This is a genomic window from Virgibacillus tibetensis (genome assembly GCF_036026595.1).
In the GTDB taxonomy this organism is placed as follows: Bacteria; Bacillota; Bacilli; order Bacillales; family Amphibacillaceae; genus Virgibacillus_P; species Virgibacillus_P tibetensis.
This window is the reverse complement of record NZ_JARZFX010000003.1, coordinates 80230-103941: the sequence shown is the minus strand read 5'-3', so window position 1 is coordinate 103941 and position 23712 is coordinate 80230. Positions and strand designations below refer to the sequence as shown.

Here is a 23712-nt window from a genome sequence, read left to right as displayed (position 1 = left end):
TTTATTAAACTTATATTTTAGATTATGTTACCGACTATCAAATTAGAAGTGACACTTTTGTGAATGTATGAACAAACTTATTGATATACAAAAAAAATCTTGGTATAGTGTACTTGTAAGTTAAAAAACAAACAAACCCCTTTGTTTGAAGCATGAAACTTTCTCCCATCCCCCTTTGTTTATATATAACAAAGAAATAAAAGGATATACGCTGCCCCGTATATTCTTTTTATTTTATTTAGTAGCCCCTGTGCCTCGTTACAGTACATAATAGATCTAGTGTAGTAATACACATGTCGGCAATTCCTCACAAGAATCACAGGGCGTCCGTTTATCACCGTATGCGCTGGAGCTAGACGTGGCTAGATAGATTAATTTGTTATCCACGGGCCTCAACTTTTATAGTTCCTAGACAATAAAAAAAGCCTTTCAAAAAAGGCTCTAAAAATTAAATATACTGCCAGAAAGATCCATACTTTACTGGAATTCGTTTTACTTTTTGTCTTAACTGTAACTTTTTCATTTCTCTCTCCGTCTTTGAAAGTGTCCAATCATAAACAACGGAAATCTCTTTGTTGCCAACTGTTCCATAAAAAGCTAGAAAGTCTTCCAATGGTGGCTTTTCTGACGGAATAGGGTCTTTCTGCAAAATCTCTTTTAATACGCGTACATAAATATCGTATGGGTATAATCCAGAGATTTTAATTCCTTGTTCTTCAACAAGCTGGTTAAAGAACACAATTGTAGGAATATAGTCAACTTCCATTTCCTGAGTTAATTTTAAATCACACTGGAGTGCTTTTTTAGCTGAAGTTGAATAAAGATCATTTCTAAATTCACTTATATCCAATTTTGCCTCTTCCGCGCATTTTATTAAGACATCTTCGTCAGATATGTTTTGTTTATTAAGAAATACGTTTTCTTGTACTTTGCGCAGAAAAACTCTACCAGCTTTCTTGCCTTGAAGTTCTGCTGCCTTTATTGCTAATGATGCAATCCATGGAAAAGAGATAGGATTTTCTATCCATAAATCACCGTCACAGCTCATGCCAGTCCGCTTTGCCGTTTTTTCCCAAATATCCTTTAGCTTTCTAGGCTTATCGAATTGATCTTTATTTAATGTATTTAAATGCCCACTGATGATCGGGCGAATAGTAAAGAAGCGTCCAAAATCGATTGAAAGCTTTTTTAAATAAGGTTCTAAAGACCAGCATTCGGGACATAGGGGATCAATAAAAACATAAATTTCGATGGGCTTTTGAACAAAATCAAAAAAACTATAGCTAGTCGATGTATCATTTTGAATGGAGATATTAAGTCCAGTGTGATTCAAACTCACATCGATTCTCCTTTCTCTCATTCTGGTGTGTTCATCATGTGGTTTGCGGTCAGGCTTAATTTGTCATATATAGCTGTACGGTAAGGTTCCTCTATACCAGCCTCTTCCAGCGCCTCTGCCATGCATGCTAACCATGCATTTCTTCTCTCCGGAGTGATAACAAACGGTAAGTGCCTTCTCCTTAACATAGGATGCCCGACTTCTTGAGAATATAAATTAGGTCCTCCAAAAAACTGTGTCAGAAACAACTTCTGTTTTCTTGCTGTTTCTGTTAAATCTTCAGGAAATATAGGGATTAATTTAGGATGTTCTCCAACGCGTTTATAAAATGCAGTAACAAGTCGTTCTATAGAATCAAAGCCTCCAATAGCTTCATACATAGTTCCAGGTTGTTTCATAGTAGTTCTCCTTATTATAATGTGCGAGTGTTTTACTTTAACTCAATAAAAGGCTCACCTAATTCTTAGTTTGTCTATATTGTAGCAACGTAACGAAAGGTGAGCAAATTATCTGATTGTGGGCAAGCAGGAATATTAGTTCTACAATGTGTTAAAAAATCGCTTTATTTTGTTCGGTGTTTTTCGTTTCGGTATTGCATATGTCTTTAAAAGATAATCAAATTCACTTAACCCAGTTTCGACTGATGGTGCTTCTAATTCCAGTTCGAAATCTGCTTGCCCGTTATAGGTGCTGTAATCGAGCACGAGCAATACATCCTTATAGTTCAATTCCCGTCTTACCGTTGTTAAGCTCCCAAAGTATATTAAATCTTCTACATTTATACCGAAATCTTTTAATTGTCTGCCTGTGTGTTCTTTTTCTATTTTGCTGCCTTGAATCCACTGTGAAGCTTCTTCTTTTGTTAAATTGTCATGGGTCTCGAGTAGACCATGCTGATGGGGCTCTTTCAATGTTAACTGATAGGCATTGTTTTTTTCTCTAATCCGCAGCGCGCAGCCTGATTTTTTAAGTGAAAAATTCTCAGTCTCGAAATAATAGTTGATCTGTGTTTTACCCTGCTGTGGAAAAGGTAAGTGAGCTAATAAGCTATGAAATTCTGTTTCCTTTAATAAATTTTTATATTCAATTTCAATTTCCTGTGCCATAATAAACCCCCATATAAGTACGTGTTCAAAAAGGAGGATGAAAAGGACCGAGAAGTTCGAGGCGGCGCAGCTTTGAGTACTGGAACGTATGCTATTTATACGTGAGGAACGAAAAAAGCAAGCCAACGAAGAAATTCGAAGTGTCCTTTTTACCGGACTTTTTGAACAACCTCTAAAAAGTAAAATTAGGTTATTTTTGATTATGGCTAATTAGTAGCAAATATGCAAAGATTAGCCATTGAAGTAAATAATGGTCAGTTAACTTGACCAGTACATTCAATGCCTTTATTTAAATTGTTCCCTGAACCCAGACTAAAATTACGATAATTTCCCAGGTCCTCAGTTGAAGCTTTTACTTAACTGGAAAACTGAGGTAAACTAGTAGGGGTTATAGTTATCCGAATATAGGTGGTGTTCGTTATGAATTGGGGAGCGGTGTTAGCACCTTATACACAGGTGGTTGAGGAACTTAAAGTAAAGCTTAAGGGAATGCGTGCACAATTTGAATATGATTCCAGACACTCACCAATCGAGTTTATAACTGGTAGGGTGAAACCAATTTCAAGTATATTAGAAAAAGCAGAAAGCAGACAGATTCCTTTGAAGTATATAGAAAAGGAACTTCAGGATATTGCGGGATTACGCGTAGTATGTCAATTTGTTGATGATATTTATACGGTGGTTTCCATGCTGCGATCACGAAACGACTTAACCATTATAGAAGAAAGAGATTATGTTTCTGAAAAAAAAGAAAGTGGTTATCGTTCCTATCATATTATTATTGAATATCCAGTTGAAACGATCGAAGGAATGAAGAAGATTGTAGCTGAGATCCAAATTCGAACTTTGGCAATGAATTTCTGGGCAACAAACGAGCATTCATTAAATTATAAATATAAAGGACGGATTCCAGTTGAAATAAAAGAAAGATTACAGCGCGCTGCAGAAGCTGCCTTCAAATTAGATGAAGAAATGTCTAAAATTAAAAACGAAGTTCAGGAAGCTCAACGAATATTCCGCAGTAAATAAACATGGACAGTAGATTAGTAATCTAAAGATTCAGCAATTAAGGGGATGATTTTTCAGTGAAATTCGCAATTGTATCTAAAGGCGATCAACGTTCTAATAAAATAAAAGCTACGATGAAGCAGTATTTAACAGACTTTGACCTGGTATATGATAAAGAAAATCCTGACCTTGTTATTTCGGTTGGAGGAGATGGAACATTTCTTGAAGCATTTCACAGATATGTTCATCGTCTTAGCACAACTGCTTTTATTGGAGTACATACAGGACATCTTGGCTTCTATGCTGATTGGGTACCGGAAGAAGTAGAGAAACTTATTATTGAGATCGCAAAAACGCCATTTCAAATTGTTGAATACCCCTTGTTGGAGGTTACCATACGTGCTAAATCAGGTGGTAAGGAAGACTGTTTCTTTGCTTTAAATGAAGCTACTATTAAGACGGCTGATGGTTCTGTTGTATTTGATGTAGAGATAAAAGGGGAGCACTTTGAAACGTTTCGGGGAGACGGTTTATGCGTTTCAACTCCTTCTGGAAGTACAGCTTATAACAAAGCACTAGGTGGAGCTATTCTGCATCCTTCACTGGATGCTATACAGCTGACGGAGATGGCTTCGATAAATAACCGTGTATTCCGAACCATCGGCTCCCCCCTGATCTTGCCAAAGCATCATACGTGTTTATTAAAACCAATGGTTGAAAGGAGTTTTCTTATAGCAATTGATCATTTCACAACAAATTACACCAATGTGAAATCGATTCAGTGCAGAGTAGCGGATGAACGAATCCGATTTGCCAGGTTCAGGCAATTTCCATTCTGGAATAGAGTCCGCGATTCCTTTGTTTCTGAAGGAGAATAAATACAAGAAGACTATTGAAGGTGAAGTTTAATGAAATGGGTAATTGATAATGAGCATAGTGGCATGATCATTCGTGAATATCTTCAAGCGATTCATGGTTTTTCAAGGAGATTGGTGAAAACTGTTAAGCTGGGTGGGGGAGAGATACTTGTAGATGGTGTTCCCCAAACAGTCAGATATACGTTGACAAGTGGTGAAAAGCTCACCTTATGCTTTCCACCTGAAATCCGTGGAAATCATATGAAGCCTGAACAAATGGAACTAGCTATTTTATTTGAAGATGAAGCGATTATGATTATTGATAAAGCTCCATATATGGCAACAATTCCTTCGATTACCCATCCCTCAGGAACAGTCGCCAATGGAATTCTGGGCCATTACGACCAGCATAAATTACCCTATACTGTGCACGTCGTTACAAGGCTGGATCGTAATACTTCTGGTTTATTACTCATTGCAAAACATAGCTACAGCCATTCCATACTAGCTGCATCTCAAAAATCAGGAAATGTGAATCGAAAGTATCAAGCTGTTATGGAAGGGCATTTAACTGACAAGCAGGGGACGATAAATGCTCCTATTGGCAGAAAAAAAGGTTCCATAATTGAGCGAACGGTAAGTGAGGCAGGCAAAACTGCTGTCACTCATTATCGCGTGTTAAGAGAAGAAAATACTCATTCGCTGGTCGATATCGAACTCGAAACAGGTAGAACGCACCAAATTCGTGTTCACTTTCAACATATGGGGCATCCGTTGGCAGGCGATGACCTGTACGGGGGATCGACCGCCTTGATCGAGCGTCAGGCATTACATTGCTGCTTCCTTAGTTTTGAACATCCGATCAGTAAGAAGGTAATTCAATTTGAATCTGCACTGCCAGCGGATATGCGCACGCTTCTAGACTACTCAAAGTGACTGAATTTCTCTTCAACGAGCGGTTGACTGGAAGGGACTGAAACAAGCTGTTCTTCGGGTAAACGAAAAGCGGACAATGCATTACCAAATACACAGCCAGTATCAATATTAACTGTTTTGTTAATAAAACGGGCTTCTTTTACAGGAGTATGTCCGTAAACAACCCATTTGTTTCCAGTATATTCCTTTGCCCAGTCTCCACGTATGGGACGCCCATCAGCTTGTACTTTCCCGGTTATATCACCATACAAAACAAACGTCTTTACCTTCTTATCTGTTCTGCCAATATAGGATTCCTTTATCCCTGCATGGGCTATAACAGCATTTACTTCAGGTAAGTTTAAATAGAGTGGGGCCTGCTCGTACAATGTAATGAATTGATTACATATACTATCCTGTTGGGCATCTGATAAGGCCTTATACTCAGCCACGGTTGTTTCCAAGCCATAACGCTGCTGAACGTTGTTACCTAAAAAGAAACGGTATAACTTATTGCAGTGATTACCAGGGACGTAGTGTGCCTTATTATGTACAACGACCATTTCGTAAACAAGCTGCACCACCTGCAGGGAATCTGGCCCTCTATCGGTGATATCTCCGAGAAATACAGGTATCCGTCCATCAGGATGTATGTAACTATTCTCCTGTTGTTCATAGCCTAACGTATGAAGGAGCTCGAGAAGTTCTTTGAAACATCCATGAACATCTCCAATAACATCAATTTTCATCGCTAACATCCACCTTATACAGTAAGATTTGGCATTTTTTAAAATGAGAGTCTTTCCAACAAGTGTACAACATTTCGTTGGCTATTTCACTTTCAGTTAAGTTTCATTATATTTCCTGGAGGGAATTAATTCTTAGTCCTCAGGAAAAGGTTAACAAGCAGTGGGGTTAGATTTCCATATAATCAAGTTATATTCTATATGAAAGGGGTGCGAACAATGAAACCGACGTCCACAAATAAATATGACGAAGATTATGAAGTACAATATAAAGCTCATTGGGACCATTTGCAGGCAACATTGAATGAAGAGAATATAGAAGGATTTCGTATAGAATTTCTGGACATGCATCCATATGATCAAGCGATATTTTTTAAAGACCAATCCAAAAAAACGAGACTTCAGATTTATGCTTACTTATCACCAGAAGAAATTGCTGAGATCATGGAAAATATTGAATTGGAAGATAGCGAATTGTTTTTCTCAGAAATGGATCCACGTTTTGCATCGATGGTATTTGCAGAAATGCCAGCAGATGATGCAGTCGATATATTGAATGAACTTAATAAAGATAAGGTCGCTAGTTTCTTAACAATCATGGATAAAGAAGCAGCAGATGAAATTAAGCAGCTGCTTCATTATGAAGAGAAAACAGCCGGTAGTATAATGACTACGGAGTATGTAGCGATTTTTAAAGCACAGACTACTAAACAAGCCATGACGCAACTTAAAGAAGATGCTCCAGATGCAGAAACGATCTACTATTTATATGTACTTGACGAAGATAAACGATTGGTGGGAGTCGTCTCACTCAGAGATTTAATTATTGCAGAGGAAGACGAATTGATTGCTGATATTATGAGTGAAAAAATCGTTGCAGTCTCCGTGGGTAAAGACCAAGAAGAAGTTGCACAAATGATGCGCGATTATGATTTCCTTGCAGTACCTGTTGTAGATTTTCAAGATCATTTATTAGGAATCATTACGGTAGATGATATCCTGGATGTTATGGAGGCAGAAGCAAGTGAAGACTATACCAAACTGGCGGGTGTTTCTGAAGGACATAAGCCAGATGATACTGCAGTAATTTCTGCAAGAAAAAGATTACCATGGCTGATTATTCTGTTGTTTTTAGGCATGTTCACAGCAAGTTTAATCGGCCAATTTGAAGAAACGTTAGATCAAGTAGCCATGTTAGCCATCTTTATTCCATTAATTGCAGGAATGGCTGGGAATACAGGAACGCAAGCACTAGCTGTTGCAGTAAGAGGGCTTGCAACCGGTGAATATGGAAAGCAAAATAAGCTAAAGCTGGTTATGCGGGAAGCAGGCACGGGGTTTATTACCGGATCGGTATGTGGAATAGTTATCACGATAGTTATTTTTCTATGGAAGAGCGATCTGTTTCTCGGCATGCTTGTAGGGATTTCCATTATGGCTACACTAGTGGTGGCAACATTATCAGGATCGCTTATTCCGTTATTAATGGATCGATTTAAAATTGACCCAGCAGTAGCCTCGGGACCTTTTATAACAACAATAAACGATATTATTTCCATTCTGATCTATTTTGGTATGGCAACGGCATTTATGGGCTTGTTACTATAGATGTATCGTGCAAGATCAAACGAACTTATGAACGTATATCGGATTGGGTGAAAATAAAGCAGGTTAGGGCATCTTTCGATTCATTATACCGGCAAGGGACTTTTATGAAGGTATAAGCGTGAAACAAAAGTAATTTAGAAAAGTAAAATGGTTGCTGGCATAGCTAGCAGCCTTTATTTTTATTGATTTTAAATCCTCATAAATGAATTTTCATTTTAAAGTTTTAAAAGTAAACGGGAAAAGTACCATCTTAGCCTAAATTCAATATGATAGTAAAGACACCACAATGGAGGTGAAGTGATGGCAGTAGTAAAGGCTACGCAAGCAGATATTGATCTTTTGGCACGTTTACTAAGAGCTGAAGCAGAAGGTGAAGGCGACCAGGGGATGTTAATGGTCGGGAGTGTAGGAATAAACAGAATACGATCAGATTGTTCGGACTTTATTGGTTTACGAACAATTCCGAATATGATTTATCAAGAATATGCATTTGAAGCTGTTCAAAAGGGATATTTTTATCAACGGGCAAGAGAAAAGGAAAAAAGGTTAGCTCGACGGTCTGTAAATGGTGAAAGACTTTGGCCTGCAAAATACAGTTTATGGTATTTCAGGCCACCAGGGGATTGTCCAGCTACTTGGTATGATCAACCTCATGTAGGGCGTTATAAGCTTCATTGTTTTTATGAGCCAACATCAGAGGAGTGCGAAAATATTTATAACACCTTTTAAGTTTCTTTGAGTAAAATGTATGCTATTACAGCGGCCAGTATTAGAGAACTGGTCGCTGTTTTATCGCAGGTTAACGGGTAGGCCAACTAAAATATTTCTGTGCCCTCCCATCTCCTAAATATACTGATTATTATTTGTAAATCTAGTAAAAAAAAGGAGATTATTAAATGTTGTAGAGGTAGGAAGTTCATGGAAAACAAATTAAAACAGCAATTACTATTTTGAATTAATCGATAATACCTTCCCGGTTTGATGACGGGGAGGTTTTTTATGAATAAAAAAAGAAGATAGGCAACATTGGCGTACCCGTCATGGGGCAGCTAACATATGGGCTGGTAGAACGTGTACAGGTGCCGGTTACAGTATATCTGATTGGTCAGACCTGTATCAAGAACAGCTATATTATAGAACACATATCAAATCTTAGGTTCATATAATGGGTTGAGCAATTTTTAAATAAAGGAGAGATTACCATATGGGAAGAAAGAAATTTGCCAAGGATCCATTGCTTTTTATTCACCAGTCCAATATTCGGAAACCAAATGCCCCCATGCAATCGAATTACATGTCTCCAAAAAAATCCCGGGAGCTTCAGCAACAAGAAGGCGCATTTGCTGCATCCAATTCTAAAAAGTCTGTAAAAAAGAACGCTTTTGAGATGGAGCTTGATAAATCGAATCATGGAGTCCAAGAAAAAGAGCTTGATAAATCGAATCATGGAGTCCAGGAAAAAGAGCTGCTGGATACTGAAGAGGAGAATGAACCTTCAGAAATTGAGAGTGAACCTGACTCGAAGGAGGAAGAAACAGTTAACGAGAAAGCAGAGAATCCGAAATTTAAAGATATGACACTGGAAGAAAAAATAACTTACTTTGTCAGCACATCTGATTATGCGCCGAAAATGAAGTGTATAGTAAAAACGGATAAGAAAACGTATCGGGGTATAATTACAGGCACTAAAGATAATGATGTCACCATGCGTGTTGGAAACAGATCGTCGAACATGTTGATCCCGATCGCTGATATAATTGAAATTAAATTATTAGGTTTCTAGTTTTACCAGGGTAAAAGGAAAAATACACCTAGGAAAAGAGTCCGGATCTTTTCCAATGGTGTATTTTTAAAGTTAGTCAGTATTAACGAAGTGCATCAATAGCTGGTAAACAAGTTACATGACAAATACAGCTAAGATCAACAGTCATACAAATACCTGTAGCCCGCAGATCATCCGTTTTCTGGTCTACTGGATCTTTAGGATTCAGGTCAGCATCACTTGGATCTCTTAAGAGTTCGAGGATTGCACAGCAATCATCATCCACACTTTTCACTCGGAAGAAAAAGCTTCCTACTACACAACCTACGTCATTTGGAAGTGCACCAAACCCTTTAAATGGCTTACAGTCACCCTTACAGTATAGAATTACTGGTACTGTATCCAAGCCGTTCCCAGGATCAGTCTCTCCTAATAAATCACTAATTGACTGCTCGCAACTAGTGTCACAACAAATATCAAGAACATCATTTTGTGCATCGGCGATCTCTCTTAGAATATCGCACACACAGTTACCTGTGTGAAAATCTTTTCCACAACCACCCATAAATTATTTCTCCTTTCAACATGTTATTGACTTAGTAGTCTTTACTAGAATATGTAGTGCTTTAATGTTTGTGTAGGCATCCATCTTAGATACCACTATATTTATATCAAAGCATTTATCACAAGCTGTTTGCCTAAAAAATCAGATTAGCAACTCTGCTATTAATTACCTAAAAAAGGGCGTGTGACCATATCCTAATTAAAACAACTACATAGACTATTAACGAAGAAATTTATGAAGGAGTGATATGGAATGTCTGATGAAAAACCAAAACAAGTGATACATGTTAAGGATCTAGTGATAAAAGCAGATAATGTTCATATTCAGGAAACGGAACGCCGCCGACGATATGATCCATTTTTGGGTAGACCAAGAATGCGGGGAGATGACTTAGAGTCAGCAAGCGACGACCTTAGTCCTGACCTTGATGCTACGGAAAGCAAGGATAGAACGGATAGAACGGATAGAAGACCGTTTCCATGGTTTTAAATTATCCATATATCCTAGTTGACGAAGCAGCTAGTTATTAGCTGCTTTTCATTTTTTGTCGAATGTTTAATTAGTTATAATAAAGGGAATAAGTAAATTGATGGAGAATAGTTATAAATATCAGATTAGTTACGAATGTATATAAATGAAATCAAATTACATAAGGAGGGCGTTTTCAATGGGATATATTTTGCCAATACAACATTATCAGTATAATGATTATCAGAATCGTATAATTAAAGATAAACAAAATTACTTTATGATTGAAAAACCATTTAAGGTTATTTTAGAAAAACAACATCAGGAAGTCGAAAATCAATATAATTTTTTGATAAACCCAAATGAAAGCGCTTTGGTAAATTCACCTGGTACGTCTGCTTCAGAAAGTGTCTATGGAACTTTAACTGGAAAAGGAAAAAACTTCAGCGAAAGTATATAACAGCGGATAGTGATCATTTATCGTTTATTGCCATAAATAAATGCCCCGGTCTGTAAGTCAGAGCTGAACGAATAGTTAGAGGAGCTTCCTGAATGAATTTAATAAAACTTACGAACGAATGCTATTATTTTGATGCCCCGGTAAACATAGGATATGTCCATCATGGTGAAAAAGGGATGCTGATCGATGCGGGAATTGATGATTCTGTTATGCGAAAGGCACTGAAGCAGCTTGCGGAAAAGAATTTACCTATAACACATTTATTTATCACTCATGCCCATGCTGATCATTATGGAGGCGCCAGTTTTTTGCAAAAGAGCCATCGGATACATACGATGGCTCCCATATTTGAAGCTGCTATATTAGCTAACCCCACACTTGAACCTTTGTATCTCTTCTCTGGTAATGAACCACTACCGGAACTGAATAATAAATTTTTGCAGGGAAAGGCCATCCAGGTTGATCAGACTTTAGATGAAGGAGATCATGAAGTTGATGGATTTACCTTTAAAACCTATCTCCTTCCAGGCCATAGCTATCGTCAGCTGGCAATGGAAATCGGAGGGATCTTATATGCTGGAGACAGTTATTTCAGTGAAGACCAGTTGTACAAGCATAAGATCCCGTATATTACCGAAGCGAGCCTAACCATTGAAAGCTTGTATAAACTATTAGATGTATCATGTGACGGAGCTGTACCTGGTCATGGTATATTTGAAAAGGAATTTAAGTCTACAGTAAAGAAGAACATCACTTATCACGAAGAATTACTGGGATGGCTGTATGATGAGATTAAATCCCATGCAAATGGGATTTCACATGAATCAGTTGTTGCAAACATGTGTGAACATTATGGAGTCCAAAGTCCTGGCTTATCTCAATGGTTATTGTATCGTACAGCAGCTACAGCCTATTTGGTGGGGCTAATTAAGCATAAAAAGATCAGCCATACAATAAAATCCAGCAAATGGATTTTTCATGCTGATACGTAAAAAGATACGAAGGATGAACGCATTCGCGCTCAACTTTCGTATCTTTTATGAATTCTGTTCTCAAAGGGGAATAATAGAAGGTCTTGGCCTTTGATGTATTCTGCGTAAAATATATCCTTAACATCGGTGTATCCCTGCTCGTGCATTTGCTCATAAAGCCATCCCTCTGAGATTCCTTTCTCTTTCAAATTATCATAAATAATTTCTCCATCATTTATAAGGGTAACCGCTAGATTTACTTCATGAGATGGAAAATTCATATCACCTTTGTTTGGTGTTTGAAAGGAAGACTTCTTTAAGACAGATAAGGTCCCATCAGTTTCTAATAACGCGTATTCAACCTCCTGAATAGAAAAAACATCCTTTGAGCGCAAAAGGTTTTGAAGCTGATTAATATCAAGCTTGTTCTTTTTCATGATGTCACGAATTAATTTTCCTTTATGGATTATGATGGCTGGGCTTCCTTCTATTAGGGAGCGTGTTCTTTTATACTTTTGGGAAATAATTTCGGTAATGTAAAGCAGCGATCCCCATAATACAATTACAAATGCTATTTCAGGAATGCCTGCTTCTTTATCAAATAAAGCATTTCCAACCAGCTCACCCAAAATTATAGCTGAAATAAAATCAAAGGCAGTTAATTGAGAAATTTGGGTTTTACCTAATACCTTAGTCAAGATAAACAATGCCGTGAACCCAAATAAGGTTTCGTAAAACATCGGTAAAAATTGCTGCATCTGTTGTCCTCCCTATAAAAAACATCACAATTTAGCATAACCAATTAAATGAAAAGAATTCAGTTTGTAGGGACATTATAAGCCAAAAAAAAGAGCGTCCCGATAGTTAGGGGCGCTCTCATTTGAATAGTTTGTATAGTAATTAGCAAAAACTAATTCATGTTTGTTATAAGTCTTTAACCATGGTTACATGGGGGATGCCGGCATCCAGAAATTCTCCGGATATTGTTTTATACCCCAGACGTTGATAAAAGTTTTCAGCATGTGTTTGTGCATTCAGTTTAGCTTTTGAATAGCCTTTAGATGAAATTAATTTTTCCATTGCTAGAATGATTTGTCTGCCATGGGATTTACCACGGTGGTTTTTAAGAACGCAGATTCGTTCCAGCTTCCCATAACCTTCAACAAACCGCAGGCGACTTGCGGCGATAGGTTCGTTATTTTCATAGCCGATGAAGTGGATTGCTGTTTTATCATGTTCATCAAGTTCTTCTTCGGGAGGAACCTTTTGTTCTTCTACGAATACGATCATCCGAACATGATAAGCTTGTTCTTTCTCTTGTTGTGTATCAACGACCTTTACGTTCACACGTGTTCCTTTCCGAATACGAATGTTTCATAAACGGTCCATGACCCATTCTCTAACTGATATAATAATTGGAAACGATCAATTTCATCTTCAAACTGAATTTTCTTCATCTGCATGCTGCCGAATACATCAGAGTACTCGTCATGTACTAATTTTTGAGCCACTGTAATATGGGGCACAAACGAATATTCCTGATTCTTTGGAAAGTTACCCTGATGCATTTTTTCGTATAAATCAATAAGCTCCTGAATAGGCTCTACCTTAAAATAAATAGTATTCGTCGCAGGAGCGAATGTGCTGACCTTATTAATATTAATTGTGAATGGGTTGGTGTCATTTGCTATATGTTTTAATTCTGTGACTAAATTGTCTATTGTTGTATTATCCGCCACAAACGCTTCCTTTAACGTGATGTGTGGTGGAATTAATGCATAATGAGGATCATAACGCTTTCTGTATGAATTTGCTTCATCTTGAATAGACTTTGATGGGAAAATGGCTATACCGTATTTCATAAATGAAAACCTCCTATTTATATTTTCTTGTTACGTATAAATATGGTGCACATCTGTACATCAATATCGGTTGTATTCTTTATTATAACAAAAACGTAGTCTAATAAGGCTTTATTTTGTAATTTTTTGAAAAAAGATACATTGGACCTAGTTAAACATGGTTGTTAGTAGGCGTTTCATATCCTTTTGCCAATACTTCCATGTGTGTTCTCCATCTTCCAATTCATAATAAACATAATTGGCACCTTTTTCCTGAAGAAGTGCTTTTAATTTGCGATTTGGATTTAAGAAGTCTACTTTCTTGCCATCAGTTGTATCAACATCAGTTTCTTCTGTACCGATGGTGTGGTACAGATCGATGGAATGAATACTGCTGGCATTTTCTACTGCGTTTAGCACGGTATCGTCCACATAGGGTGACTGCATAATCACTTTTCCAAACGTATTTGGATATTTAAGTGCAGTCATCAATGCTAATGTACCTGCAAGGGAGTCTCCCATTAATGCACGTGATTGTCCCATATGGTAGGTTGGAAGCATATCATCCAATAGGGGGACAACCTCATTTACTAAAAACTTAATATATGCATCCTGCTGCTCTCCACTTGGATGATACTTCTTTTTACGGTCGTATTTATCCTGGTAATGAATGCCAACAAAAACAGTATTCGTAATTTCCTGACTGTCGTGCAGTTTGTCACTCAATGTGGCTACTCTACCCATTTGGTAATAATCGTTTCCATCCTGCATAATACAAATATTATATTTATACAGTGGGGAGAACGACTCTGGCTGGTACAGTTTTAGTTTCATGGTTTCTTTCAAATAACTGCTTTCGATCTCTTTTTCAATCATTGAACCTTTTCTGCCCATTACGTACACCTCAATTAAAATATATGTCTGTTAGCATTTCTAAGCTGTGTCTAATCTATTACAGCCCCATTATAATCCTATTAAGTTGCTTTTTCTAATAATTGCCCTTTATACAGTTCATAATATTTCCCATACTGATTTAGGAGGTTGTCATGACTGCCTTTTTCAATAATTTCACCATCCTCCAGCATGATAATATTGTCCGCTTCCTGGATTGTATTCAGGCGATGTGCAATGACAAAACTTGTTCTTCCGTGCATTAGGCGTTTTAACGCATCCTGAATCTTAAGCTCGGTGATGGTATCAATATTACTTGTAGCTTCATCCAGGACAAGAATGGATGGCTCTGCGAGAAGGGCTCTTGCGATGGTTAACAGCTGTTTCTGTCCCTGACTAATACCGCTTCCCTCCTGGTCCAGAACCGTATCATAGCCATCAGGGAGACGCTCAATGAAATCATGGGCATTCGCATCCTGAGCAGCCTGAATTACCTCTTGATCCGTCGCATCCAAACGACCATACCGAATATTTTCCCGAATGGTATCGTGGAATAAAAAGGAATCCTGTAGAACAAATGCCATATGTTTACGTAGGTTCGATCGTTTGATATTTTTTAAATCGATGCCGTCTAATGTTATTTTCCCGCTGTCATAGTTATAAAAACGCGAAATGAGATTAATAATCGTTGTTTTCCCGGCACCTGTGTGACCTACAAAGGCCACAGTTTCACCCGGATTAGCTTCAAAACTTACTTCTTTTAAAATGGGTGTATCCTCATAAGCGAAAGAGACGTTGTCAAAGATTACCTTTCCAGTAGTGCTTGGTAATTCCTTCGCATTCTTTTCATCTGTTTCTTCCTGCGTTTCGTCCATTACCTGAAACACACGTTCAGCTCCCGCCACAGCAGAAAGAAGTATGTTAAATTGATTAGAAAGTTCATTTAACGGTCTTGTAAACTGACGTGCATACTCTGTGAAAATAACAATTATACCTACAGTCACAATTCCTGTTCCATTAATAGCCAGAATACCACCGACCAATGCAATTAAGCCAAAACTGAGGAAGTTAAGCATGTTCATGACTTTCGGAATAAAGCCTGAGATGGTTAAAGCCCAGAATCCAGAACGGTTCAGTTTCTTATTTCTTTCTTCAAATTCACGGATAACACGGTTTTCCTGGGAAAATGTTTTTACAATATGCTGTCCGGAAACAATTTCCTCTACATAGCCGTTTACTTCTCCCAAATCATTTTGCTGCAATTTATATAATGGGCCGGTTCGTTTCGTTATCCATTTCATCCCGAGAAACATAAATGGAATAATCGACATGGTTACTAATGTTAAGATCGGGCTTAGATACAGCATAACGGAAACGGTACCAACCAGCGTTAAGATACTTGCAAAAATCTGAATAACCGATTGGTTTAATGTGTTGTTCACATTATCAATATCATTCGTAACACGACTCATTAATTCACCGTGCTGCCGTTTATCAAAGTAGGAGATGGGCAGACGGTGAAATTGGTGAAATAAATCGGAACGCAGTGTGTAAACTGTATTCTGTGCAATCCCGACCATCCAGAAATTTTGCAGGAATATTGATAAGGAGTGGAATAAGTAAATAACCACTAACCAAATCAATAAGATACCTAACCCGGCACTTTGCTGTGTCACAATAAAATCATCAATGGCCATTCCGATCATAAAAGGGCCGAGTAAGCTTAAACCAGAGCTGATCAGAACCATAAAAATAACCAGCAGCAGCTTCCCTTTTTCCCTTGCTAAATACGTCCAAATTCGTTTAATGGTTCCTGCAGTATTTTTGGCTTTCTTTTTTTTATCAGTTGTTATTTTTTCCAATGGAATTTTTTCGTATAGAAAAGGCTCTTTCAGCTGGTTATTTCGCATTTGCATACTCCTTTCCAAACTGGGATTCCACTATTCGCATGTAAAGGCTTGATTGATTTAATAGTTCCTCGTGTGTGCCAATTGCAAGCACTTTCCCATCATTCATTAATAAAATGCGGTCTGCGCTGATTGCTGTTGATATTTTAGAAGTGATGATCATCGTTGTGCAATGGTAATGCTGTATCGCTCTTAAAAGCTCTGATTCTGTTGCTAAGTCCAGCGCACTGGTACTGTCGTCCAGCATCAAGATTTTCGGCCGGCGTATTAGTGCACGAGCAATGGAAATTCGCTGTTTTTGACCACCGGATAAATTAACACCTTTTTGGCCAACACGGGTATCGTATTGGTCTGGAAGGTCCATGATCGTGTCGTGGATTTGAGCATCCTTTGCAGATTGGATGATTTCTTCACGGGTTGCGTTTTCCTTGCCCCAGGCAATATTATCTCTAATTGATCCAGTAAAAAGAAGCGGACTCTGCGGAACGTAGCCAATGCTCCCACGCAGCTGATCTAAGGTATAGGATGTAATTGGCTTTTGATCTATATATAATACTCCTTTTGTTACGTTATAAAGACGTGGTATAAGCTGGAATAACGATGTCTTGCCGGCACCAGTCGCACCGATAATCGCCAGTTTTTCTCTTGGGTTTACAGTAAAGCTTACATCAGTCAGCACTGGCTCATCTGCTGTTGGATATGTAAATGCAACATGCTCGTATTCGATCTTCCCATCTATAACCTCCGTAGCTTCCTTTGCGTCGTTATGATTAATTAAATCAACATCTACCGTCAGTACTTCGCTCAAACGGGAAGCGGAAGCCTTCATACGTGAAAAGGCCATGATAATGAATGTGAACATAGAGATAGCCATTGATACTCGCAGCGCATAGTTAACGATGGCAACGACGTCCCCGACAGATGTTTCGCCCGCGATAGATTGCATATTGCCAAACCAGATGATGAAAATTAAGCTCAGGTTCATGACAAATAAAAGAATCGGCATGGACGACTCAACAAAACGGAATGTCGTACGTGTCTGGTCAGCTAATGCTGCGTTTGATTTAGTGAAGCGGCTTTCCTCATGATTTCGTCTGACAAACGCTTTGATTAAACGCATGCCTGCAAGATTCTCCTGCATGACTCGATTTACACTGTCTACATTCTTCTGTACTCTATCAAACATTTTGCTGGCAACTTTCAATACCCAAAGTAAAAACCCGATCAGAAGCGGAACAGTAATCAGGAAGATCACTGCAAGTTTCGCATTAACAACAAATGCCATAATAACGCCACCAATTACAATCAGTGGTGCTTTTGACATAATTCGCAAAGCCATGAAAATGGTATTCTGAATCTGGCGTACATCATTTGTAAAACGTGTAACAAGACCGGAAGTAGGGTATTTATTTAAATTAGCAAATGAAAAGGCCTGGATTTTTTTAAATAACTTTTCTCTAATATCAAATGCGAAACCCCAGCTGACATGGGAAGCGTAAAATGAATTAATTATTCCAGCAGCAAATGAAACCAGTGCGAGGCCAATCATAATACCGCCCCACATGATGATCGTACTTAAATCTTCATTAATAATCCCATCATTAATCATTTTTCCAAGAAAAAAAGGAAGCAGCAGCTCAGCTACAAGTTCAACTAGCATAAGCGTGTAAGCAATGCCAATAGGAAGTTTATATGGCTTTAAAAACGAAAAAACTTTTCTCACGATGACCCTCCATACGTAAATAGAAACAATTTTTATACTATTATAATAGTATTTGGGGATTTAATCCAACTTTTTATTTCGGGTTACGAAGCTTATTTTTGCCGATGGGTGAGAGGAAGATGTTATCCCGGTAGTCAGGCCTCAAAGACAGCGACCGCAAAAAACAATTGGGAGCGCAGAATTAACTATATTATGCGCAGAACGATCGGTGTTAACCACTCTAATTTGCTTTCCGGGCCGCTGGGAAAACAGTTGGAAAAGCGGAATACTACCGGCTTAGCAGCACTCCTTCGGGAAGTGACAGGAACCGTATTAAGCCGTAGTTAGTATTGACAGAAATAAGCACATTCTATATAGTAGTATTATTGTTATTTACTCACTCGATAGTCTAAGAGTGAGTTCTATTATATCATGAGCCGTTAGTTCAGCGGGAGAATACTTGCTTGACAGGCAAGGGGTCACTGGTTCAAATCCAGTACGGCTCATTCGTGTAAAGCCACTTACTCAATTGTTTTTTTGAGAAGTGGCTTTTTGTGTACCCTGAAAAAGCTCGGGTACTTTTATTGAATTACCTTTTAACTTAACAATTGCTGGTTATAAGACATGCTTATTCTGAAATAGACTAGATGTTGAAGGGGTTTTTTATACTGCGAGAGCAAAAGGAGGTTCATGGATGAGCGCTTCAAATGACGAGGAAAGACATGTGCAAGCACCGCAAATGATGACACACGTTGACCCGTATTTGTATCAAATGCTGCAGCAATGTATGGATAGAGTAGTAGTTGTGCAAACAATTAAGGACAGTGTCCGCGGTACGTTAAAAAGTGTATACCCGGATCATGTAGTTGTAGAGGTTGAAAGGCGTTATTTTCATATACGGATGCAGCAGGTAATTTGGGTTCTACCTGAGTAACCAATTTTTAAGAAGCATAGTAATGAAGGAGGGGAAATAAATTTGATCGAACGAATGGATCAAATTGCCATCGAATTACCACGACCGAAGGAAGCAGATCCGGATGCCGCCTCTGCCGTACAAGAGCTCTTAGGCGGAAGGTATGGCGAAATGTCGACATTAAATAACTATATGTACCAGTCATTTAACTTTAAAAATAAAAAGAAGCTGAAACCTTTTTACGACTTAGTTGCCAGTATTACAGCTGAAGAATTCGGGCATGTTGAGCTTGTCGCTCATACAATCAATATTATGATGGAAGGTAGCACCTTTCCGGGAGATCCTGATATTGCCCCGATGCGAAATGCAGTAGATAAACGAAGTCATCACCATTTTATTGATACAGCACAAAGTGCCAAACCAGGTGATTCCCATGGGAGAGCATGGACTGGGGACAATGTATTTAATAGTGGAAACTTAGTAGTTGATCTATTGCATAACTATTTTTTGGAAATAGGAGCACGTACACATAAAATGAGGGTATATGAAATGACTGACCATCCTACCGCAAGAGAAATGATCGGATACTTGCTAGTCCGTGGTGGGACACATATTGTTGCTTATGGAAAGGCACTTGAAGTAGCAACAGGTGTTAATATAACAAAAATGCTCCCGGTCCCAAATCTTGATAATAGTGTATTTGATACAACGCGAAAGTTTGAAGCGGAAGGTGCGCATCGCAGGCTCTACACCTTTAGTGAACGGGATTATCGAGATATTAGTCAGATTTGGAAGGGGACGCATCCCGAGACTGGGGAGCAACTCGAAGTCATTCACGGAGTACCAAAGGGGGCACCTGTTCCAGATTACGAAGCGGTACCTGAGGAATTTGCACCTGGTATTTCACAGGAGGATTTTATGGAAATTGCCAGACGGTTGCAGAAGTCGGCTGGGTTATAGGTTGTTAAGGGGATAACTTTTAATAGAGTTATCCCTTATTTGGCAGTAAAGAAAGCATAACCATATTTCTTTCTGCATAAGTGCAACTAAGGCATCGCCCAAAGGCTTGGCGAATGCCAAGTTTTCTAATTATCTCGTGGCTAGGGGAAGGGCTAAATCGCCATTCAAGAAATTTATCCAGTGACCAAATTAGAACTATTAGATTTAACAAACTGTCTCACTCGTAGAGGAATGGGGCAGTTTTTCAATAGAGCGATCATTTATTTGCTGCATAATTCATGGTGACATGTTTCTTATCCTCGCCGTTCCACTTAAGGCATAACATTTTAAATGAATTATTTGTTGCTTATTGCGATTCACAAGCTGGTTGGATTGTTCAACTATGGTGGTGTTCGTCGGACTATCACTCTCGTACATACATAGTTCAAAAAATTAGCATTACACAGAAGCGTACTACACTGATTCAGTTGACGAATTGGTAAAATAATGCGAAAGTTAAAATTACGATATAATAAGTGTGATATTATTCGACAAAAACCGGGAAGTGACAGGCACCGGGAAGTGCACCTTCCCAAAAGGAGTGAGAGTTGTGCAGCGTTTTGAGTTTTCGGATACGTTGAAGCGGTTGCCGCAGCAGTTTTTTGCTAATCTTGTCAATAAGGTTCAGCGGTTAAGTAGTGAAGGTCATGATGTAATTAATCTGGGACAAGGAAATCCTGATTTGCCTACTCCCGAACATATTGTAGAAGAGTTACAAGTGGCTGCAAGTAATCCAGCGTATCATAAATATTCGCCGTTTACAGGGCACACGTTTTTGAAAAAGGCTATTTCATCCTATTACAAACGTCAATATGAAGTGGATATAGATCCTGAAACCGAGGTTGCTATTTTATTTGGAGCTAAAACAGGTTTAGTAGAGCTTAGCCAATGTTTGCTTAATCCAGGGGATTTAGCATTACTTCCTGACCCTGGCTATCCGGATTATATGTCAGGTATAGCATTGGCGAATGCGCGAACTGCAATGATGCCTCTTTTAGAAGAAAATGATTTTTTACCAGATTATAATAAGATCGATAAAGAAGATTTAGACCAAGCAAAGCTGTTGTTTTTAAATTATCCAAATAACCCAACAGCAGCTACGGCTAATCAGGCATTTTTTGATGAAACTATAGCACTTGCCAAGAAGCATGCTATTTGCGTCGTCCATGACTTTGCCTATGGTGCAATTGGTTTCGATGGTGATAAACCACAAAGCTTTCTGCAGTCTGAAGGTGCGAAGGACATTGGGATAGAGATGTATACCTTATCTAAAACGTACAATATGGCTGGATGGCGTGTCGGATTTGCTGTTGGTAACCGTTCTGTTATAGAAAGCTTAAATCTTATTCAGGATCACCTGTATGTCAGCTTGTTTGGGGCAATCCAGCAAGCTGCGGAAAAAGCTCTGCTAGGGGATCAGTCGGCAGTAGAACAATTAGTGAATACATATGAGAAGCGACGTAATGTTCTTGTAGAAAAGCTCCATGAGATTGGATGGAAAGTTCCAAAGCCAAAGGGTACCTTCTTCGCCTGGTTACCTGTCCCAGAAGGATATACGTCAATATCGTTTGCTGATTTGCTTCTAGAAAAAGCTCATGTTGTAGTTGCTCCTGGGAGTGGATTTGGAGAATCAGGAGAAGGGTTTGTTCGGGTTGGATTACTTGCAAGTGAAGAACGTCTTGCAGAAGCGGCTGAGCGAATCGGTAAATTAGGAATATTTAAGAAATAACTATTGACATATTATAAATGTGATTTATGATTGATATAATCAAATAAGCAATCTCATGGTTATGATGCTTGAAAAACAAGAGATTATGTGAGAATTCTAAAATTAATTTTTAAAAAGGGTTGACAATTGAATGGTAAGAATCATATAATATGAAATTATAACATTCAATAAAATATTTTATATAAACCGGCGACGAAAGGAAAATAGTAGTGTCTTATCTCCCTGTATTAGAGAGCTGATGGTGGTGTGAATCAGCCAAAGATAAACACGAAATTACATTCCTGAAGCTTCTTTTTCGAAGTAAAGAAAAATCTTTATGTAGAAAAAGACGGTCATTTGATCGTTAACAAGATAAAGTGGTGAGTATAGTACTCACAACTAGGGTGGTACCGCGATAAAAATCGTCCCTACTGATCAATAAATCAGTAGGGATTTTTTTATTATAAAAAATTAAATAAGTTTGTAAGCGAAGAAAGGAAAATAGTAGTGTCTTATCTCCCTGTTTTCAGAGAGCTGATGGTGGTGTGAATCAGCCAAAGATAAGCATGAATTACAGTCCTGGAGCTTCTTTTTCGAGTAAAGTAAATTCTTTATGAAGGAAAAGACGGTCATTAGATCGTTAACAAGTGAAAGTGGTGAGCAGATCTGTTCACAATAAGGGTGGTACCGCGATACGAATCGTCCCTGTCGTTTTAAACGACAGGGATTTTTTTTATAGGAGGCGATAATTTCTGATTAGAAAAGTAGCGTGTTTATAAGCAAAAACTAATAAAAACTAAAATTAAATTATGATTATATTACAGGAGGAATTTACTAATGAGTACACACGACTTGACGGAGTTACGTAACAAAATTGATGATATTAACCTACAGATCTTAGCCTTACTAAATGAGCGTGCAGGAATTGTTCAGGAAATCGGTACAAAGAAGCAACAAGGAGTAAACCGTTTTGATCCAATTCGTGAGCGCCAATCGCTTGATTTGATACTGAAGAATCACGCTGGACCATTTGAAGCCTCAACCATTCAGCACATTTTTAAAGAGATCTTTAAGGCAAGCTTGGAGCTTCAGGAAGATAATCATCGAAAAGCATTGTTAGTTTCACGAAAAGCTCAGCCGGAAGATACTATTGTCGATATCAATGGTGTGAAGGTTGGTAATGGCAACCAGCAGTTTATCATGGGTCCATGTGCAGTGGAAGGCTATGAGCAAGTAAAAGCTGTTGCTTTAGCAATGAAGAAACAAGGACTTACTTTATTGCGGGGTGGAGCTTTCAAACCTCGTACATCACCGTATGACTTTCAGGGCTTAGGAATAGAAGGTTTACGAATTCTGAGAGAGGTTGCAGATGAAGTAGGAATGTCGGTGGTGAGTGAGATTCTTACCCCGCATGATGTAGAAGAATCATTAAGATACGTCGATGTAATTCAAGTAGGTGCTCGTAACATGCAGAACTTTGAGTTACTTAAAACGGTAGGAAAGGTAAAGAAACCCGTTTTATTAAAACGAGGACTTTCGGCGACGATTGAAGAATTTATAAATGCAGCGGAATATATCATTTCTCAGGGGAACGACCAAATTATTTTATGTGAGCGAGGAATTCGCACATATGAGAAAGCCACAAGAAACACATTAGATATTTCAGCGGTACCAATTCTGAAGAAAGAAACGCATTTGCCGGTTATTGTTGATGTAACCCATTCTACAGGCAGAAAGGACTTACTATTCCCAACTGCAAAAGCTGCTTTGGCAATTGGGGCTGATGCAGTTATGGCAGAAGTTCATCCAGATCCTGCAGTGGCGTTATCTGATTCCGCTCAGCAAATGGACATTCCTGAATTCAATGCGTTTATCAATGAGTTGAAATTATTTAAAGAGAAGTTAAAATAAGATAAATATTGAATGGGAATGAAGGCTGGTCCATT

General features: G+C 38.3%; 24 protein-coding genes, 1 tRNA gene and 2 other annotated features. Of the genes, 14 read left to right on the top strand and 11 right to left on the bottom strand.

Annotated features, from left to right (window positions below; all coding sequences use genetic code 11):
• Window positions 1–448: 448 nt before the first annotated feature.
• From QGM71_RS08785 to QGM71_RS08775, 3 genes are all read right to left on the bottom strand, one after another.
• Window positions 449–1339 carry a ClpXP adapter SpxH family protein gene (locus QGM71_RS08785; protein WP_327607163.1) on the bottom strand — a complete coding sequence of 297 codons (891 nt, stop codon included), beginning with the start codon at window positions 1337–1339 and terminating at the stop codon, window positions 449–451.
• Between the two features lie 17 nt (window positions 1340–1356).
• The gene (locus QGM71_RS08780; RefSeq protein WP_327607162.1) at window positions 1357–1737 is read right to left on the bottom strand and encodes a globin domain-containing protein; all 381 of its coding nucleotides are present in this window, start codon (window positions 1735–1737) and stop codon (window positions 1357–1359) included.
• Between the two features lie 141 nt (window positions 1738–1878).
• Window positions 1879–2445: a CYTH domain-containing protein gene (locus QGM71_RS08775; RefSeq protein WP_327607161.1), complete on the bottom strand. Its 567-nt coding sequence runs from the start codon at window positions 2443–2445 to the stop codon at window positions 1879–1881.
• A 420-nt stretch (window positions 2446–2865) separates the two neighbouring features.
• Between QGM71_RS08775 and QGM71_RS08770 the strand changes: the two genes are divergently transcribed.
• Genes QGM71_RS08770 through QGM71_RS08760 form a run of 3 tightly spaced genes read left to right on the top strand, consistent with a single transcriptional unit; the run spans window position 2866 to window position 5246 of the window.
• Complete coding sequence (locus QGM71_RS08770) at window positions 2866–3474, top strand: GTP pyrophosphokinase (RefSeq protein ID WP_327607160.1); 609 nt, start codon at window positions 2866–2868, stop codon at window positions 3472–3474.
• Window positions 3475–3530: 56 nt separating this feature from the next.
• Complete coding sequence (locus QGM71_RS08765; protein ID WP_327607159.1) at window positions 3531–4331, top strand: NAD kinase; 801 nt, start codon at window positions 3531–3533, stop codon at window positions 4329–4331.
• A 30-nt stretch (window positions 4332–4361) separates the two neighbouring features.
• Entirely contained in the window at window positions 4362–5246 is an 885-nt protein-coding gene (locus QGM71_RS08760; RefSeq protein ID WP_327607158.1) for an RluA family pseudouridine synthase, read from the top strand.
• Here QGM71_RS08760 and prpE read toward each other — a convergent pair.
• On the bottom strand, window positions 5234–5974 hold the full coding sequence (prpE, locus tag QGM71_RS08755; RefSeq protein ID WP_327607157.1) for a bis(5'-nucleosyl)-tetraphosphatase PrpE: 741 nt from the start codon (window positions 5972–5974) through the stop codon (window positions 5234–5236). The two genes, QGM71_RS08760 and prpE, sit on opposite strands and share 13 nt — an antisense overlap.
• Window positions 5975–6190: 216 nt before the next feature.
• Here prpE and mgtE point away from each other — a divergent pair, with 216 nt between their 5' ends.
• The 3 genes from mgtE (at window position 6191) to QGM71_RS08740 (ending at window position 9362) form a co-directional block, all read left to right on the top strand.
• Window positions 6191–7579 (top strand): magnesium transporter, encoded by a 1389-nt coding sequence (gene mgtE, locus QGM71_RS08750; RefSeq protein WP_327607156.1) that lies wholly within the window; start codon window positions 6191–6193, stop codon window positions 7577–7579.
• Between the two features lie 300 nt (window positions 7580–7879).
• A complete protein-coding gene (locus QGM71_RS08745; protein ID WP_327607155.1) occupies window positions 7880–8308 on the top strand; it encodes a cell wall hydrolase in 429 nt (142 codons plus the stop codon).
• Window positions 8309–8783: 475 nt separating this feature from the next.
• Window positions 8784–9362, top strand: coding sequence for a CotO family spore coat protein (locus QGM71_RS08740; RefSeq protein ID WP_327607154.1), 579 nt, complete (start codon window positions 8784–8786; stop codon window positions 9360–9362).
• Window positions 9363–9444: 82 nt separating this feature from the next.
• Here the strand turns inward: QGM71_RS08740 and QGM71_RS08735 are convergent, their stop codons facing one another.
• Window positions 9445–9906 carry a CotY/CotZ family spore coat protein gene (locus QGM71_RS08735; RefSeq protein WP_327607153.1) on the bottom strand — a complete coding sequence of 154 codons (462 nt, stop codon included), beginning with the start codon at window positions 9904–9906 and terminating at the stop codon, window positions 9445–9447.
• A 252-nt stretch (window positions 9907–10158) separates the two neighbouring features.
• On the opposite strand from QGM71_RS08735, the gene QGM71_RS08730 reads away from it, so the two are divergent.
• The 3 genes from QGM71_RS08730 (at window position 10159) to QGM71_RS08720 (ending at window position 11826) form a co-directional block, all read left to right on the top strand.
• Complete coding sequence (locus QGM71_RS08730; protein ID WP_327607152.1) at window positions 10159–10395, top strand: hypothetical protein; 237 nt, start codon at window positions 10159–10161, stop codon at window positions 10393–10395.
• Between the two features lie 178 nt (window positions 10396–10573).
• Window positions 10574–10834, top strand: a complete 261-nt coding sequence (locus QGM71_RS08725) for a hypothetical protein (RefSeq protein WP_327607151.1) — start codon at window positions 10574–10576, stop codon at window positions 10832–10834.
• A 92-nt stretch (window positions 10835–10926) separates the two neighbouring features.
• Window positions 10927–11826: an MBL fold metallo-hydrolase gene (locus tag QGM71_RS08720; RefSeq protein ID WP_327607150.1), complete on the top strand. Its 900-nt coding sequence runs from the start codon at window positions 10927–10929 to the stop codon at window positions 11824–11826.
• A gap of 29 nt (window positions 11827–11855) precedes the next feature.
• Here the strand turns inward: QGM71_RS08720 and QGM71_RS08715 are convergent, their stop codons facing one another.
• The 6 genes from QGM71_RS08715 to QGM71_RS08690 form a co-directional block, all read right to left on the bottom strand.
• On the bottom strand, window positions 11856–12563 hold the full coding sequence (locus tag QGM71_RS08715; protein WP_327607149.1) for a DUF421 domain-containing protein: 708 nt from the start codon (window positions 12561–12563) through the stop codon (window positions 11856–11858).
• Between the two features lie 166 nt (window positions 12564–12729).
• Entirely contained in the window at window positions 12730–13095 is a 366-nt protein-coding gene (locus QGM71_RS08710) for a GNAT family N-acetyltransferase (RefSeq protein WP_407703013.1), read from the bottom strand.
• 53 nt (window positions 13096–13148) lie between these two features.
• Window positions 13149–13667, bottom strand: a complete 519-nt coding sequence (locus QGM71_RS08705) for a YjcG family protein (protein WP_327607147.1) — start codon at window positions 13665–13667, stop codon at window positions 13149–13151.
• 147 nt (window positions 13668–13814) lie between these two features.
• The gene (locus QGM71_RS08700) at window positions 13815–14540 is read right to left on the bottom strand and encodes an alpha/beta hydrolase (protein ID WP_327607146.1); all 726 of its coding nucleotides are present in this window, start codon (window positions 14538–14540) and stop codon (window positions 13815–13817) included.
• Window positions 14541–14620: 80 nt separating this feature from the next.
• On the bottom strand, window positions 14621–16447 hold the full coding sequence (locus QGM71_RS08695; protein WP_327607145.1) for an ABC transporter ATP-binding protein: 1827 nt from the start codon (window positions 16445–16447) through the stop codon (window positions 14621–14623).
• The gene (locus QGM71_RS08690; RefSeq protein WP_327607144.1) at window positions 16437–18167 is read right to left on the bottom strand and encodes an ABC transporter ATP-binding protein; all 1731 of its coding nucleotides are present in this window, start codon (window positions 18165–18167) and stop codon (window positions 16437–16439) included. The genes QGM71_RS08695 and QGM71_RS08690 overlap by 11 nt, the downstream gene beginning before the upstream one ends.
• A 413-nt stretch (window positions 18168–18580) precedes the next feature.
• Between QGM71_RS08690 and QGM71_RS08685 the strand changes: the two genes are divergently transcribed.
• The 5 genes from QGM71_RS08685 (at window position 18581) to QGM71_RS08665 (ending at window position 23677) form a co-directional block, all read left to right on the top strand.
• A tRNA-Val gene (locus QGM71_RS08685) sits at window positions 18581–18652 on the top strand.
• A gap of 188 nt (window positions 18653–18840) precedes the next feature.
• Window positions 18841–19080 (top strand): DUF2642 domain-containing protein, encoded by a 240-nt coding sequence (locus tag QGM71_RS08680; RefSeq protein ID WP_327607143.1) that lies wholly within the window; start codon window positions 18841–18843, stop codon window positions 19078–19080.
• A gap of 54 nt (window positions 19081–19134) precedes the next feature.
• A complete protein-coding gene (locus tag QGM71_RS08675) occupies window positions 19135–20019 on the top strand; it encodes a manganese catalase family protein (RefSeq protein WP_407703012.1) in 885 nt (294 codons plus the stop codon).
• A gap of 589 nt (window positions 20020–20608) precedes the next feature.
• A complete protein-coding gene (locus tag QGM71_RS08670; protein ID WP_327607141.1) occupies window positions 20609–21787 on the top strand; it encodes a pyridoxal phosphate-dependent aminotransferase in 1179 nt (392 codons plus the stop codon).
• 183 nt (window positions 21788–21970) lie between these two features.
• Window positions 21971–22199, top strand: a binding site (T-box leader).
• A gap of 48 nt (window positions 22200–22247) precedes the next feature.
• Window positions 22248–22476, top strand: a binding site (T-box leader).
• Between the two features lie 127 nt (window positions 22477–22603).
• A complete protein-coding gene (locus QGM71_RS08665; RefSeq protein ID WP_327607140.1) occupies window positions 22604–23677 on the top strand; it encodes a bifunctional 3-deoxy-7-phosphoheptulonate synthase/chorismate mutase in 1074 nt (357 codons plus the stop codon).
• Window positions 23678–23712 lie beyond the last annotated feature (35 nt).

Bases quoted from the DNA above. Each gene is read 5' to 3' on its own strand.
- QGM71_RS08695 (WP_327607145.1), bottom strand. From the start codon at position 16,447: ATGCGAAATAACCAGCTGAAAGAGCCTTTTCTATACGAAAAAATTCCA.
- QGM71_RS08710 (WP_407703013.1), bottom strand. From the start codon at position 13,095: ATGATCGTATTCGTAGAAGAACAAAAGGTTCCTCCCGAAGAAGAACTT.
- mgtE (WP_327607156.1), top strand. From the start codon at position 6,191: ATGAAACCGACGTCCACAAATAAATATGACGAAGATTATGAAGTACAA.
- prpE (WP_327607157.1), bottom strand. From the start codon at position 5,974: ATGAAAATTGATGTTATTGGAGATGTTCATGGATGTTTCAAAGAACTT.
- QGM71_RS08735 (WP_327607153.1), bottom strand. From the start codon at position 9,906: ATGGGTGGTTGTGGAAAAGATTTTCACACAGGTAACTGTGTGTGCGAT.
- QGM71_RS08725 (WP_327607151.1), top strand. From the start codon at position 10,574: ATGGGATATATTTTGCCAATACAACATTATCAGTATAATGATTATCAG.
- QGM71_RS08705 (WP_327607147.1), bottom strand. From the start codon at position 13,667: ATGAAATACGGTATAGCCATTTTCCCATCAAAGTCTATTCAAGATGAA.
- QGM71_RS08680 (WP_327607143.1), top strand. From the start codon at position 18,841: ATGAGCGCTTCAAATGACGAGGAAAGACATGTGCAAGCACCGCAAATG.
- QGM71_RS08665 (WP_327607140.1), top strand. From the start codon at position 22,604: ATGAGTACACACGACTTGACGGAGTTACGTAACAAAATTGATGATATT.
- QGM71_RS08770 (WP_327607160.1), top strand. From the start codon at position 2,866: ATGAATTGGGGAGCGGTGTTAGCACCTTATACACAGGTGGTTGAGGAA.
- QGM71_RS08730 (WP_327607152.1), top strand. From the start codon at position 10,159: ATGTCTGATGAAAAACCAAAACAAGTGATACATGTTAAGGATCTAGTG.
- QGM71_RS08740 (WP_327607154.1), top strand. From the start codon at position 8,784: ATGGGAAGAAAGAAATTTGCCAAGGATCCATTGCTTTTTATTCACCAG.
- QGM71_RS08720 (WP_327607150.1), top strand. From the start codon at position 10,927: ATGAATTTAATAAAACTTACGAACGAATGCTATTATTTTGATGCCCCG.
- QGM71_RS08760 (WP_327607158.1), top strand. From the start codon at position 4,362: ATGAAATGGGTAATTGATAATGAGCATAGTGGCATGATCATTCGTGAA.
- QGM71_RS08715 (WP_327607149.1), bottom strand. From the start codon at position 12,563: ATGCAGCAATTTTTACCGATGTTTTACGAAACCTTATTTGGGTTCACG.
- QGM71_RS08700 (WP_327607146.1), bottom strand. From the start codon at position 14,540: ATGGGCAGAAAAGGTTCAATGATTGAAAAAGAGATCGAAAGCAGTTAT.
- QGM71_RS08780 (WP_327607162.1), bottom strand. From the start codon at position 1,737: ATGAAACAACCTGGAACTATGTATGAAGCTATTGGAGGCTTTGATTCT.
- QGM71_RS08745 (WP_327607155.1), top strand. From the start codon at position 7,880: ATGGCAGTAGTAAAGGCTACGCAAGCAGATATTGATCTTTTGGCACGT.
- QGM71_RS08675 (WP_407703012.1), top strand. From the start codon at position 19,135: ATGGATCAAATTGCCATCGAATTACCACGACCGAAGGAAGCAGATCCG.
- QGM71_RS08775 (WP_327607161.1), bottom strand. From the start codon at position 2,445: ATGGCACAGGAAATTGAAATTGAATATAAAAATTTATTAAAGGAAACA.